Consider the following 14,230-nt stretch of genomic DNA (forward strand, 5'->3'; position numbering starts at 1 on the left):
TGTGGGGGGAGGGGGGGGACACCCCATCGCGATGGGGTATGGTGGGGTAAAGCAGGAAATTCGGCACAAAAAGGTGCGATTTAACGCTTTTTTTAGCTTTCCGGATGCTGGACCGGGAAAATGTCCAGGTTGGCGGCGGCTTCCAGCATCTTTTGGTGGGCCGCTGCGTACTCGTTGCTGATTTCTCCGTCGAGGATGGCTTCGCGTACGGCGTCCTTGATCATCCCTACTTCACGGCTGGGCTTGAGGTCAAAGGTCTCCATGATGATCTCCCCGGAAATTGGGGGCTGCCAGTTACGCAGTTGGTCCTTTTCCTCGATTTCGGCCATGCGTTGCCGCAGCAATTCGTAGTTCTCCAGGTAGCGCTTCACCCGCTGCGGATTTTTGCTGGTGATGTCGCTTTCGCAGAGCACCATTAAATCGTCGATGTCTTCTCCGGCTTCGTAGAGAATGCGGCGGATGGCGGAATCCGAGATTTCTTCCTGGGTCAGGGAGATGGGCCGCTGGTGGAGGGCCACCAGTTTTTGTACGTATTTGAGCTTGTCGTTGGGTAGACGCAGGCGGCGGAAGATGCGGGGTACCATGTTGGCGCCCACGGCATCGTGGGCGTGGAAGGTCCAGCCGGCGTCGGCTTCCCAGCGTTTGGTTTTGGCCTTGCCGATGTCGTGCAGCAGGCTGGCCCACCGCAGCCAGAGGTTGTTGCTCCGCTGGGCCAGGTTATCCACAACCTTGATGGTGTGGTAGAAATTATCCTTGTGCTTACGGCCGTTCCGGCTTTCCACGCCGCGCAGTGCCGCCAGTTCGGGCAGTACGTATTCCAGCAGGCCGGTGTCATTCATCAACCGCAGGCCGACGCTGGGCACCGGCGATAGCAGAATTTTATGAAGCTCGGTGGCGATGCGCTCCCAGCTGATGATCTTGAGCCGGTGGCGATTGTCCTTGATGGCCGCCAGGGTCTGCGGGTCAATCTGAAAACCCAGCTGGCTGGCGAAGCGCACTCCCCGCATCATCCGCAGGGGGTCGTCGCTGAAGGTCTTGCCGGGTTCCAGGGGCGTAACGATGCGTTTGGCTTCCAGGTCCTCCAGGCCGTTGAAGGGATCAATGATGGTGCCGTAATCGGCCGCATTCAGGCTGATGGCCAGGGCGTTGATGGTAAAGTCGCGGCGGTTCTGATCGTCGGCCAGGGTACCGGACTCCACCGTGGGTTTCCGGCTATCGGAGCGGTAGCTTTCCTTGCGCGCGCCCACAAACTCGATTTCCAGATCAAGGTGTTTGAGGGCCGCCGTGCCGAAGCGCTTGTAAACGGTCACCCGGCTCCGTGGGTGGAGGCTGTCACCAACCTTGCGGGCCAGCTCAATGCCGTTACCCACACAGACGATATCCAGATCCTTACTCGGACGGGCCAGCAGGCGGTCACGAACGTACCCCCCCACGATGTAGGTAGGAAATCCGAGGTCATCAGCCGCACGACTGATCACCTCAAAAATTTTACGCTCATTTTCTCGAATCTGAAAAATCATACGGGCGGCGAAGATACGGTAGTCGGCAATTCTGTCCCATCAATACAAAGGTAAACCTGAGTTAACAGTCAAATACCGTATTTTGTAGTAGCTTAAACCATCACCCTTCTATTCACCAGGAACACCCGACCAACATTATGAAGCACGCTTATAATTTATTCCTCACCCTGTTACTTTCCCTTGCCCCAGTCTTTCTCTTTGGACAAACCACCGTGGCCGTCATGAATTTTGACGGTTCCACGCCAGAAATGGGCGTGAGTACGGACGTTCCGTTCTTTGACAACAACAGTGACGGATTTTTTGGCATCCACGACGGCAACGCTAACCCAAATGACGGGGTACCTACCGATACCGGAGACGGAAACGCTACCGATATCGGCGCCATCACACTCCCTTCCATCATTCGTGACTTCCTTTTCGTCAACGACCTGGACGACGAAGGAGACAACGGTACTACGGGCGAGGCGACCGTAACGTTTGGGCCCGTTTCCGTAGCCGGTCAGACGGATTTATTGTTCTCCTTTGACTACGACGTAGTAGGTTTTGATGGAGGAGATGACGTATTCTACCAACTTAATTTAGATGGCGTCCCCCAGGGAAGAATCCAGCTGATCGACGGGGGAACCGGTGGAGTATCCGACCAGGGAACCGAAAACATCGTCATCCCCGACGGAACCAATAGTGTGTCCCTGGAGCTCATCATTATCCAAAATGGAGATAGCGACCAGGCCGCCTTCGACAACTTCATCGTCTCCGCCGACAACCCCGGCCAACCCTGTGGCATCACCGGTATCGGCCCCCGAAGTGAAGAATGCGTGGCGTCTACCGCCGCCGACAACACGGATGAGTACCAGGTCCGGGTCGGCTACACCGGCGTGGATGCAGACGTCACCATCAACGTTACCGTCGGGGGAGCTTCCGTGGCGTTTACCAATAACGGAGACGACCCGACCTCCGTTGCCGACGGAGAATTACTCATCAACAGCGCCAGCTTCATTGAAGGAACTACCTACGAGATCACCCTCCGGGGAGGCGACTGCCTGCTCCCGGTCAGTGGTTCGGTGGCCTCCGATTTCTGTACGCCCTCCTGTGACCTCAGCATCGCTCCCGAGGACTTCCGGATTTTTTGTGATGCCCTCACCTCCGGTCTCGATGGCGTGTCCGTAGAAATTGGCTATACGGGCATTGAGCCCAGTACCATGATCACGGCTACGGGATCAACGACCGTTACCGTATCCGGAGACGACCCCGCCACCGACGAAGACGGCTTCATCGACTTCACCGGACTCGTGGAGGGAGGCACCTACAACATTACCATCCGGGGGGGAGACTGCGTAAACGGAGAATTCGTCTTTGACTTCACCGTCCCCACCGATCAGTGCACCCAATCGGACTTCATCATCAACGAAGTCCTGGCCGACGATGGCGCCATCGACGCCAATAACGATGGGTCCACCACGGATTCTGACGATGAATTCGTGGAACTTTTCAACATCGCAGAGACCGATTTAGACGTATCCGGCTGGACCATCGAACAAAACTCCGGCATCTTTTACCAGTTCGGTGCGGGCACCATCATTCCCCGCCGTACCGCCTTCGTGGTCTTCGGTGGCGGCGCCCCGAACCTCAGTTGCCTGACGGACATCGCCAACGTCACCCCCTTCATCGGGCTCAACAACGGCGGTGATTTCGTGGTCGTCCGCGACGGTGACGGCAAAATTGTCTCCCAGATGAGCTACGGCCCCGAGGGAGGTAACGACCAGTCGCTTTCCCTTGCGCCCGACGGCGACCTTGCGGGGGGCTACGTGCTTCACACGACGATTGCAACCAACCCGGTAGTACAGTCGGCCTGCATCGAAAACGACGACCCCAACTTCACCCTTCCCGTGGAACTGACGTCCTTCACCGGCACCGCCCGGGAAAAATCAGTACTGCTGGAGTGGACGACCGTCCACGAAGAGAACAACGATAAATTTATCGTGGAGCGTAGCGCCGACGGACAGTCTTTCCGGCAGCTCTCCAGCGTTCCCGCCCGGGGGGGCGGGCGCAATGCCGACCGCCAGTATACCTTCGTCGACCAGGCACCGCTGGCCGGGCAGAACTACTACCGCCTGCGGCAGGTGGACCTGGACGGCAGCCACGCCATTTACGGCCCGGTGAGCGTCGTCTTCGAGGGGAGCTCCTTTACCCTCTACCCCAACCCGGCCCGGGAGACCTTACGGCTTACGGGTAGCCTGAGCGGTGAGGAAAGGCTCACCCTCCTGGCGGCCGATGGCCGCCAGCTACGGGAATTTCCCCTGCGGCCGGACCTCGACGTCCGCGACCTGAAGCCCGGCATCTACCTCCTCCGGATCGAAGGCCGGCAGGAGGTCAGTGTACTGCGCTTCGTCAAACAATAAGCAAGAAACAATCCAGCATTAGAGTGGGCGGTCCGCAACGGCGGTCCGCCCATATTTTTTGCTCCTACGGCACCGGCCGGCACCTGCCGTCAGGCCCAATCCAACTACTCGACCTCGGCAATCATCTGGTAGAGGAAGCTGTGGATGCGCGGACGGATGCCCAGCGTGTAGATGGCGCGACGATTGCGGCTGGGGTGCACCCGGTTGGAGAGGAAAATGAAGAGGAGCTCCGCCTCGGGGTCGGCCCAGACCATGGTGCCCGTGTAACCGCTGTGTCCGAAGCTTTCCGGGGAAGCCGCCTCGGCCACGGAGCTGAGGTTGGGATCGTATTCCAGCAGGGGCTTATCGAAGCCCAGTCCCCGGCGATTGCCCTCCTGAGGGTACTGGTAGCGGGTAAACTCCCGTACGGTGGCCTCCGAGAAATACCGCTTCCCGTGTAACTGCCCCCCGTTGAGCAGCATCTGATACAACTTGGCAAGATCCTCCGCTTTCGCAAAGAGACCGGCGTTGGCGCTGACGCCATCCATCATCGCCGCGCCCTCGTCGTGCACGACGCCGTGGAGGGTATCCATCCGGAAAAAGGTGTCGACCTCCGTGGGTACGATCCACTCGCGGGGAATCATCCGGTCCAGGGGACGGTACCCGAGGGTACCCGCGCCCAGCGGATTATAGATGTTGGTCCGTAACCACTGGCGGTAGTCCTGCCCGGAAGACCGCTCCACGTAGTCGGGAAGGAGATAAAACAGCAGACCCGAGTACGCATACTTACCTTCTTCCTTCAGGGGCGACTTCCGGATGGAGCGATAGATGTTGCGTTCCCGGAAATCCTTGTAGAGCCACAGGTCCGTATTCAGGCGAATGGGATAATCGGCCGTGCTGTCGCGGGCGATGGTGCGGGGCCGAAAGCGGTAATCGTTGGTCCGGGAAGTATCCCATTTCTTTTTCCAGGGGTAGCGGGCATTGCCCTTCAGGGTGCCCTGCCAGTAGGGCACCCAGGGCAGGAGGCCGGCCCGGTGGGCCAGGGCCGACCGCAGGCTGCGCTTCCCCTTTTTGGTGCCCTTCCACACGGGGAATAGTTCGCCGAGGGGAGCGTCCAGCTCCAGTTCGCCACGATCATACTGCCACATCAGGTAGAGCAAGGCCGAGCTGGTCTTCGTCACCGAGGCCAGGTCATAGACGTCATCGCGGCTCACCGGTCGCTGGGCGGCGTAGGTGTGGTAACCGGCCGTCAGGTGCAGGAGGGGTTTGCCGCGGTGCAGGGCGAGTACCTGGGCGCCGGGGAAGGCGCCGGCGGCGATTCCCTCTTCCAGAATCTGCTGGATGGAGTCAACCAATGGCGACTGGGCCCGCAGCGTCGGGGCGGCCGCACCTAAAAGCAAAACTGCGGCGAAACAAAGTAGGTGGCTTCTCATTCCGACAAGATAGAAAGCCCACGCAAAAACGAAGTGTTATACCTCCACGCCGGCGTAAACTTCCTCAATTTCGGCCAGCGTGCCGAAGAGGGTTTCCGGCTCGTATTCGGAAACGAGGATTTTGCGGTATTCCTTGATGCCCGGCAGGCCGCGGAAGTAATTGGTGTAGTGGCGTCTCATTTCCAGGACGCCGAGCTTGGGGCCCTTCCAGTCGAGGCTGCGTTCCAGGTGCTCCCGGGCGGCCGCAACGCGTTCGTGGATGTCCGGCGGGGGCAGGAGTTCTCCGGTGGCGAAGTAATGCTTGATTTCCCGGAAGATCCAGGGGTAGCCAATGGCGGCCCGGCCGATCATGATGCCGTCCACCCCGTAGCGGTCGCGGTAGGCGGCGGCCTTTTCGGGGCTGTCAATATCTCCGTTTCCAAAGATGGGCATGGTGATGCGGGGGTTGTCCTTGATCCGGCCGATGAGGGTCCAGTCGGCCTCCCCCTTATACATTTGCTTCCGGGTGCGGCCGTGGATGCTCAGCGCCTTGATGCCCACGTCCTGCAGGCGTTCAGCCACTTCTTCAATGTACTTGGTGTTGTCGTCCCAGCCCAGGCGCGTTTTTACGGTCACGGGCAGGGAGGTCCGGTCCACGATGGCCTTGGTCAGCCGCACCATTTTGGGGATGTCCTGCAGGATACCCGCTCCGGCGCCTTTACACGTCACCTTCTTTACGGGACAACCGAAATTGATGTCCAGCAGTTCCGGCTGGGCTTCCTCCACGATGTCGGCGGCCTTGACCATGCTGTCGAGGTTGGCCCCGAAGATCTGAATGCCGATGGGCCGTTCATAATCGTAGATGTCGAGTTTTTCCACGCTCTTTCTGGCGTCCCGGATCAGCCCCTCGACGCTGATGAACTCCGTGTACATCATGTCGCAGCCCTGGCTTTTACACAGGGCCCGGAAGGGGGGATCACTGACGTCTTCCATCGGCGCCAGGAGCAGGGGGAATTCCCCGAGTTCAATGTCGGCAATCTTTACCATAAGCAATGATTTCGCAAAGGTACGAACAAGGAAAGAGTCTGGGTAGTTGCGTGGCCCGGGCGGTTGAATACTTGATTGTCCCCTTCAACGAGGTGGCCCTGGGGCGCAGGCGTGACGTGAGACGAAATACTTGGCAGCGCGTGCAGGTGCAGCCTACGTGGGTATGGCCGTGGGCCGGGTATTTCTCCGCCGGCAATTGTGGCGATCACTAACATCAAAATATTTTTAAAGTTTCTGTAACACCTCGCTGGTCAGGGGTATAAAGGGACAATGCGGGCAACGGCACGCGAAAGGTTGGCGAAAGCCCTACATTTGGGGAACTCACTCAATGAATCCCAATTACGTGAAGGTTAAGCCACTTGATGATGCAGAACTGTTTGCGGCAATTAAGTCCGGGCGCCACGAGCTTCTGGACGAATTATACCGCCAGCACCGGGGCGCATTTCTTACCTACGCACAACGACAGTTGTTCGCCACCGAGGAAGACGCCGCGGATTGTTTTCAGGACGCCGTCATCGCCTTTTATAAGAATATTGTGAGCGGAAAGCTGGAGGTACTCACCTGTGGTATCCGAACCTACCTGTTTGCCATTGGCAAGCGCCTGGTGTATCGACGCAATCAACAACGCCAGCGGGAATCCCCCACGGACCCCGATGCCGGAATTGGCCTGGGTAACGACCCCAGTGCGGAGTTGGACATGAGTTTACTCAATCGCTTCGAGGACGATCACCGCAAGGAGATGCTCGCCGGTGCTCTCGCCAAACTAGGCGACGAATGCCAGCGGATTCTCACCTTATTCTACTATCACCGTTATCCCATCGAAAGCATACAGAATACCCTGGATTTTAGCTCTCCCGGGGCGGTACGCATCAAAAAAATGCGCTGCCTCGACAAACTGAAAAAATTTATCAACCCCCAATCGTAGTCTATCGGCAAACGTAGTGTACCCACGGAAAAGCATTAGTCCGGAATTCCCCTCCGGCAAGGTTTAGGGACCCGCGTGCGCCTCGGTTATAAAAAATCTCGGGAAGCATGACATCGGAAGAAAAACAGGATCGCATTGACCAATATCTCCTCGGCAAGGCCGACAAAAATTCCCGCCGGGAATTTGAGGAGGAAAGTACTCGGGACGAAGAGCTCCTGAAGGGGCTGGAAGACACCAAGTCCGCCATGGCCGCCATTGAGCTGGCCGAAGACCGGGCCCTGAAGGCACGGCTGCAAGGCCTTGAAACCAGCCTTCGGGAGGGAAACGGGACCAGTGAAGCCAAAGTAGTTGGCCTGAAGCCCCGGCGCAGCGGCACGCTGCGCTACCTCGCCTACGCGGCTTCCCTGCTGCTGGTACTGGCCATTGGCTGGTGGGCTCTGAGCCCCAGCTTCGGGCAGAGCCCCCAACAGTTGGCCATGGCCAACTTTGAGGCCTACCCCAACATTGCCTACCAACTGGAACGAAGCGGCACGGAGGAACCATCGCCCGAAGCACTGGCCTTCGTGGCCTACGAAGCGGGTGATTTTGCCAGCGCCGCCACCCGGTTCCGAGAACTTGATGACACCCCCACCAACCGCTTTTACCGGGCACAGAGTGAGCTGGCACAGGAAAACTTTGCCGCGGCCAGTCCGCTCTTTCAAGCATTGAGCCAACTGCCCGATTTCGCCCTGTCCGCCGAAAGTGAATATTTCCACGCCCTGGCCCTCCTCGGCACCGGAGCTTCCGACGAAGCGGCAAATGAGCTTCTCGGTATTTCCGAAACTCCCGGGCACCCCATGGCCCAGGAAGCGGCGGAGTTGCTGGCTAAAATTCGGTAACCCCGTAAACCATCACACCTTGACATCACGGTCGATTTCCGGTGCGCTCGGTTAGGGTAGTACCTACCGAGCGCACCAGACCGGATTTTATCGCATTAGCCGCCGGGGCCTGACCAGTCTGCTTGTGCTTTGCGCCCAAACGACGTGTCCATCACGACCGGCTTGCGGGGCCTCTCTTCATTACGACCGGCTTGCGGGAGCAAGCCTATTCCGGGGGTCTTGCTCCGTTGGTGGGCGCCTTGGTGTAGCCTTTACCATCTCGGTCCGCCTTTCTTCTTCATTCTTTTTTCTCCTCAGCCTTACGACCGGCTTGCGGGAGCAAGCCTATTCCGGGGTCTTACCCGTTGGTGAACGCCCTGGTGTAACCTTTACCATCTCAGCCCGCCTTCCTTCTTCATTCTTCATTCTTTTTTCTCCCCAGCCCTACGACCGGCTTGCGGGAGCAAGCCTATTCCGGAATCCTTCTTCATTCTTTACTCTTTTTCTCCTCAGCCTTAGCCTCATCCTTAACCTCCCGCCTCATTCCTAATCCGTAACTTTCCCCCATGACGGCAAAGATCGGACTGGAAGACGTACGCTTTCACGCGCCCCACGGGTTTTACGAGGAGGAACACCTGATGGGTAATGAATTCAGTATTGACGTAGAAGTGGAAGCCTCCATTACCGGGGCAGCCCATAATGATGATCTGGGTGGCACGGTGAATTACGCAACCATATATTATCTATTGCAGGCAGAGATGAAGAAACCTACCCAATTACTGGAGGCCCTGGCTTACCGCATGGGAAACCGCATTCTGCAGCAATTCGACGGGGTAAAGTCCGTACGCCTACGACTACGAAAGCTCCACCCACCGCTGGGGGGTAAAGTGGGGGCCGCGGTCGTTGAAATAAATCTCGGAGGGGCCGGAGGAGGCCCCATGCCGCCTCAGCGGCAAATGACCTTCGAGGATGAAGGTGATTTCGATGATGACTTCGACGATGATTTTGACGATGACGGAGGTTACGAAGGTCTGGACCTAAGTGGATTTAACCTGGGATAAGGGTAGAATTGCCGAGTCTATCGACAACAGAGTTTTCATTTCGGGCCACAACTTTTTCATTGAAAAATAGTTATACAATCACACGAAAGAGCTTGACTAACAATACTTGATAGTCATACTATTGTAAAAGCGAGTATAACTTTCCAGTTTTGATAGTAAAACTATCAAAATTCACGAACAACTTTCCTCGGGGGTAGTTTCTGCTGGTGAATACACTAATCATCACAACCAAATTCCCCCAAATGAAACCATTGTTTCGAAATTCATTCCTGCTCCTGTTGCTCCTGATCGGAACGACTTCCCTGAGCGCCCAGCAAACCGCAACGATCAACCGCTTACTCAAAGTGGAACCCCGGCAATACTTTGCCGACCGCGACAGCGCCTACCTGGACCCCTACTACGGCTTGAAGAAGCTCATTTACGGCAACCGTCGTTTCGCCGAAAACAAGAGCATCAAGCCCCGACAAACGGATGCGGACCTCAAAAACAACGAATTAGGTCAAAAGCCCTTCGCCACCATCATCGGATGTGCCGACAGCCGGGTGCCCAACGAGATCATTTTTGATCAGGGTGTTGGCGACCTCTTCATCACCAGAACCGCCGGCCAGGTAATGGCGGAAGCCTCCTACGGCACCATCGAATACGCCACGGCCGTACTCAACACCCGCCTGATCGTAGTCCTGGGGCACGAATCCTGCGGAGCCGTGCAGGCCGCCATGAAGCTGCCCGAAAACCCACCCGGACACGTCGTAACGCTCATCAACGCCATCAAGCCCGCATCCCTGTACGCCAAAAAGGTTGGCGGTGACGACAAGGAAACCCTTGACCTGGCCGTGCGTCGCAACGTAATCGAGCAGGTCAACGAGCTGCGGGGACTGGAGCCCGTACTCAGCCGGCAGTTCGACCGCGGTGAGGTACTGATCGTCGGTGCCGTATACAATTTACACACCGGCGCGGTCGAATTTATCGAGGAGACCATTACGAGCTTACCCAAGTTCCAGGAGGGGCTAACCGCCGATTCCGAAAAGTAATCCTTCCTAATTCAGCGAATGCCCGACAGTATCGCGTATACTGTCGGGCATTTTATTCCCCCAACTCCTAATTCTTACAATTATCATGAAAAAGCTACTCATCGTCACCGTACTCGCGGTGTTCTGCAGTCCGTTATTTGCTCAGGGTGGTCCGGATGAAGACCAGCTCGGCAGCTGGTATATGTACTTCTATAACGCCACCTTCGGTGATGGCCCTTTCGGTATTCAGGGAGACTTCCAGTACCGTGCCTGGGACCAACTCGGCGACATGGAGCAATTGCTGCTGCGCAGCGGCCTGACCTACAAACCGGAGAACGCCAATATTCTCTTCACCCTGGGTTACGCCAACATTACCACCGGAGCCTTTGGCGAAAGTGATGCCACCATCGGGGAGAACCGGATTTATCAAGAAGCCCTGCTTCCCCAAAAGGTTGGGACCCGCTTTCTCCTCACGCACCGATTCCGCTATGAGCAGCGGTGGGTCGATGACCAGGATTTGCGGACGCGCTTCCGCTACAACCTCTTCCTGAACGTACTCCTCAACAAGGACAAGCTCGAGAAGCAGGCCGTTTATCTGGCCCTCTACAATGAATTATTCATCAACGGAGAAACGGAAATTGGTGACGGGCGTACGGTACAACTGTTTGACCGTAACCGCACGTACCTGGGCCTGGGCTACAGTCTCTCCGATCAAGTGCGCGTACAAATCGGCGCCATGCGACAGACCACCGTTAACTGGGCCAAATGGCAGACCCAGCTCAGTCTGCACCACAATTTGACCCTCTAAGCCGGAGCCAGCGAACCAAAGGAAGGACCAGGAAGGTTTATTAAGAATATCCAAAGCCCGCACGAGAGCCGTTACTTATTTTCGTTCTTCTCGTCAGCTAACTGTGGGCCGCCCCCGGGTACCCCACCATCATTCTAATAAATCTTTTCATCGATGAACCGCCGTTTATTACTCCTGGTCCTTCCTTTTCTACTGTTTGGGTGCACCAGTCAACAAATCAACCAAACCCTCAACACCGTACTCGGAGGCACCGGGGGGCTCACCTCCGAAGACATCGCCAACGGTCTGAAAGAAGCGCTCCGGATCGGAGCACAGAAGGGCGCCAGCGACCTTTCCACCGACGGCGGATATTTTGACGATCTTGCCTACCGCATCCTCCTGCCCGAAGAAGCCCGCAAGGTAACCGACCGGCTGCAGGGCGTTCCCGGCTTCCGGGACCTGGAAGAGGTCGTCATCCGAAAAATCAATCAGGGCGCGGAAGACGCCGCCCGATCAGCGGCCCCCATCTTCGTGGAAGCCATCCGCCAAATGACCATTCAGGATGCCCTCAACATCCTCAAGGGCGACAAGCACGCCGCAACGCAGTACCTTCAGCGAACCACCTACGACCGGCTGTACGGAGAATTCAACCCTGTCATCCAGAATTCGCTGGCCAAATTTGACGCCGATAAGGTCTGGGGGGATGCCGCCAACGCCTACAACAACTTCCCACTGACGCGGGAACCCGTCAACACTGACCTGGCCGATCACGTCACCCAGCGGGCACTGGACGGCCTCTTCCGAAAGGTAGCCCTCGAGGAAGAAAACATCCGCGCCAACATCGCCGCACGTACCTCCGAACTACTTCGCCGGGTATTTGCCCTGCAGGATTCGTAGCTTAGCCCCATCACCCATCAATCACTCCGAGAGATATGAAACTTCAAGGAAAAGAAGGCAGTCGTAACATTGACGACCGTCGTGGAAACCGTGGCCGCGGAATGAGTGGTCGGACCAAAACCGCCGGAGGCTTTGGCCTGGGCACCCTGATCATCGTCATCATTGTACTGCTGATGGGTGGAGATCCTTCGGAGCTGCTGGAATCGTCGGGAGGCGCGGCGGCACCCGCGCCCGCGCAGACCACCGGCGGCGTAGTGGAAGAAACCACGAACGCCCAGATCGTCTCCGTCACCCTGCGCGACACCGAAAAACTCTGGGGCCAGAAATTCCCCCAGGAATTCGGCCGCAATTACCAGGAACCCACGCTCGTCCTCTTCGACGGCCAGACCAGCTCAGCCTGTGGTTTTGCCAGCGCAGCCACCGGGCCCTTCTACTGCCCGGCAGATAAACAGGTATACATCGACCTGTCGTTCGCCGACTTATTGCGGCGGCGGTTTGGTGCCCCGGGCGACTTTGCCCTCGCCTACGTGGTGGCCCATGAGGTCGGGCACCACATCCAAAACCAGCTTGGATACAGTCAGCAGGTCAGTCAGGCGCGTCGTCGGATGCGGGAAAAGGACGCCAACGCCATGTCCGTGCGCCTCGAATTGCAGGCCGACTACCTGGCCGGCGTTTGGGCCCATTATGCAGACCGGTATTCCGATCTGCTCAGCGACGGGGATATTGAGGAAGCCATCCAGGCGGCCTCGGCCATCGGGGATGACAAAATCCAGAAACAGAGCCAGGGCTACGTGGTACCGGACAGCTTCACCCACGGCACTTCCGCCCAGCGGGTCCGGTACTTCACCGCAGGCTACCGCAGCGGAGATGCCAGCAAGAAATCGCTGGATTACTTCTTCCAGGCCCGCGAACTTTAACCGTAGTCTCCGAATAAAAAAAGCGGAAGCGATCAGATCGCTTCCGCTTTTTTTATTCCAGGGGTTGCCACCGCGTATCCATGGTCGCCAGCACCTCCTCACCGCGCAAAAGCACGTGTTGATGATGGTGGGTGGCCGTATCCGTTTGCACCCCGGCCCGTACCTTTTCGCCGTAACGGGCTTCGCGGTGGTAGGCGATCATGATGCGCGTGGGAAGGTGCCCCAGCAGGTAGTCGTGCCCGAGGGGCTCCAGCATCAACTCGGGGAAAACCGGATTAGTGAGGTGGTCATTGAAGTCCAGCTGGTAAAACGCTACCCGGGAATCAATGGTCGCGTCTACGGAGCTTGGTGGCGGCACCTTTTCGAGGGGACGTGGCAGGTGCGCGGACGCAGGTGCCAGGTCTTTTTTCAGGGCAGCCACGCGCTCGGGTATTGGCTTCAGACGCCGATTGGCGACGTCCATGATCAGCCAGGCGGTCGTGGCCGAGATGATGCGGTTACCCGCTTCGTCCAGCAGGTGAAAGTCGCGGAAGGTCTGCAGCTTTCCCGCAAAGCCGGTCGGGGCCGTCAGCACCCGAATCCGTTCCCCCAGCCTTGGCCATCGCTGGCAGTCGATGTTCTGCCGACGCAGAACCCAGGATAACCCGTAGGCCTCCATCAGTTCGGGGCTAGAAATGTTCAGCCGCACCGTATTTCTCATGGCCGCCTCCTGCAACATCCTGATGAGGTGTGGCGGGGTCAGGTGTTGGTGGGGGCCGACGGCCGCGGCCGCTACCCGGAAATCCAGCAATTCGTGTAGGGGGGATTGCTCAAGCAAACTTTTGTGTTTAAATTTGTAAAAAACCAAACAATGAGTGGCAAAGCAACCGCCCGCCTGGGAGGCCGCCCGGTATTCATTGCTAATTACCGCAGTGACGCGGCACCTGCGGCCTCGCCAAAATCGGAAGCGCACTCCCCAGCGGCCCAAACGACCGTGGACGCGTTCTCCGGGGCCAACTTCTCCCCGGAAAGCAGAGAGGTTCCGCACTCCCGGCGCGGCTTAAGGTACAATTTTCCCACCGAGCCCGGAGAGGTCGAGGGAGGCCATTCCGACGGATACTGCTTTCGCATGGTGTTTGCCGGAGGGCGCTACGAAAATAGCTACCAAATGGTCCGGGCTTTTTTGCTTGAACAGGGGTACGCAGCGACCCCGATCCCGCAAACTGCGGAAGAATTATCCTATTTCCGACTCCCCCAAAAACTCCGTCACCAGCTTTCCCTTTTTGGGGAAGACGGATACGTCCACAATCCGGTAAAAATCCTGTATCCCCCTCCCGGCGGCCGGCGGGGAAGTCTCATTTTAGAGTTGTACCACGAGGCAGCGAAAGACCATTTGCTGCGTTTTCATCGGCGAAAATGAGTATGAAAACAAAAAAAAAG

The 14,230-nt window shown here is 57.5% G+C and carries 13 protein-coding genes; 9 read left to right on the top strand and 4 right to left on the bottom strand.

Translation table 11 applies throughout. The annotated features are described in order from the left end of the window. Positions 1 to 92 precede the first annotated feature (92 nt). On the bottom strand, positions 93 to 1,520 hold the full coding sequence (locus tag E1J53_RS20470) for a CCA tRNA nucleotidyltransferase (RefSeq protein ID WP_134269901.1): 1,428 nt from the start codon (positions 1,518 to 1,520) through the stop codon (positions 93 to 95). A 137-nt stretch (positions 1,521 to 1,657) separates the two neighbouring features. On the opposite strand from E1J53_RS20470, the gene E1J53_RS20475 reads away from it, so the two are divergent. Continuing rightward, positions 1,658 to 3,919, top strand: coding sequence for a lamin tail domain-containing protein (locus E1J53_RS20475; protein ID WP_134269900.1), 2,262 nt, complete (start codon positions 1,658 to 1,660; stop codon positions 3,917 to 3,919). 104 nt (positions 3,920 to 4,023) lie between these two features. Here E1J53_RS20475 and E1J53_RS20480 read toward each other — a convergent pair whose 3' ends face one another. Together E1J53_RS20480 and dusB are read right to left on the bottom strand one after the other, a co-directional pair. Further along, the gene (locus E1J53_RS20480) at positions 4,024 to 5,331 is read right to left on the bottom strand and encodes a serine hydrolase (RefSeq protein ID WP_134269899.1); all 1,308 of its coding nucleotides are present in this window, start codon (positions 5,329 to 5,331) and stop codon (positions 4,024 to 4,026) included. A 36-nt stretch (positions 5,332 to 5,367) separates the two neighbouring features. Continuing rightward, positions 5,368 to 6,357: a tRNA dihydrouridine synthase DusB gene (dusB, locus tag E1J53_RS20485; protein WP_134269898.1), complete on the bottom strand. Its 990-nt coding sequence runs from the start codon at positions 6,355 to 6,357 to the stop codon at positions 5,368 to 5,370. A gap of 328 nt (positions 6,358 to 6,685) precedes the next feature. Here dusB and E1J53_RS20490 point away from each other — a divergent pair, with 328 nt between their 5' ends. From E1J53_RS20490 to E1J53_RS20520, 7 genes are all read left to right on the top strand, one after another. Then, positions 6,686 to 7,282 carry an RNA polymerase sigma factor gene (locus E1J53_RS20490; RefSeq protein WP_134269897.1) on the top strand — a complete coding sequence of 199 codons (597 nt, stop codon included), beginning with the start codon at positions 6,686 to 6,688 and terminating at the stop codon, positions 7,280 to 7,282. A 107-nt stretch (positions 7,283 to 7,389) separates the two neighbouring features. Further along, positions 7,390 to 8,160 carry a tol-pal system YbgF family protein gene (locus E1J53_RS20495; protein ID WP_134269896.1) on the top strand — a complete coding sequence of 257 codons (771 nt, stop codon included), beginning with the start codon at positions 7,390 to 7,392 and terminating at the stop codon, positions 8,158 to 8,160. Positions 8,161 to 8,705: 545 nt separating this feature from the next. Beyond that, entirely contained in the window at positions 8,706 to 9,200 is a 495-nt protein-coding gene (gene folB, locus E1J53_RS20500) for a dihydroneopterin aldolase (RefSeq protein WP_134269895.1), read from the top strand. 242 nt (positions 9,201 to 9,442) lie between these two features. Continuing rightward, positions 9,443 to 10,231 carry a carbonic anhydrase gene (locus E1J53_RS20505; protein WP_134269894.1) on the top strand — a complete coding sequence of 263 codons (789 nt, stop codon included), beginning with the start codon at positions 9,443 to 9,445 and terminating at the stop codon, positions 10,229 to 10,231. Between the two features lie 85 nt (positions 10,232 to 10,316). Continuing rightward, entirely contained in the window at positions 10,317 to 11,018 is a 702-nt protein-coding gene (locus E1J53_RS20510) for a DUF2490 domain-containing protein (RefSeq protein WP_134269893.1), read from the top strand. 153 nt (positions 11,019 to 11,171) lie between these two features. Then, on the top strand, positions 11,172 to 11,894 hold the full coding sequence (locus tag E1J53_RS20515) for a DUF4197 domain-containing protein (RefSeq protein WP_134269892.1): 723 nt from the start codon (positions 11,172 to 11,174) through the stop codon (positions 11,892 to 11,894). Between the two features lie 35 nt (positions 11,895 to 11,929). Further along, positions 11,930 to 12,811 (top strand): neutral zinc metallopeptidase, encoded by an 882-nt coding sequence (locus tag E1J53_RS20520; protein WP_134269891.1) that lies wholly within the window; start codon positions 11,930 to 11,932, stop codon positions 12,809 to 12,811. Between the two features lie 52 nt (positions 12,812 to 12,863). Here the strand turns inward: E1J53_RS20520 and E1J53_RS20525 are convergent, their stop codons facing one another. Further along, the gene (locus E1J53_RS20525) at positions 12,864 to 13,628 is read right to left on the bottom strand and encodes an acyl-[acyl-carrier-protein] thioesterase (RefSeq protein ID WP_173021579.1); all 765 of its coding nucleotides are present in this window, start codon (positions 13,626 to 13,628) and stop codon (positions 12,864 to 12,866) included. 33 nt (positions 13,629 to 13,661) lie between these two features. On the opposite strand from E1J53_RS20525, the gene E1J53_RS24160 reads away from it, so the two are divergent. Further along, the gene (locus tag E1J53_RS24160) at positions 13,662 to 14,210 is read left to right on the top strand and encodes a hypothetical protein (RefSeq protein ID WP_216650083.1); all 549 of its coding nucleotides are present in this window, start codon (positions 13,662 to 13,664) and stop codon (positions 14,208 to 14,210) included. The last annotated feature ends 20 nt before the right edge of the window (positions 14,211 to 14,230 follow it).

This window comes from Lewinella sp. W8 (genome assembly GCF_004375085.3).
Taxonomy (GTDB): domain Bacteria; phylum Bacteroidota; class Bacteroidia; order Chitinophagales; family Saprospiraceae; genus Neolewinella.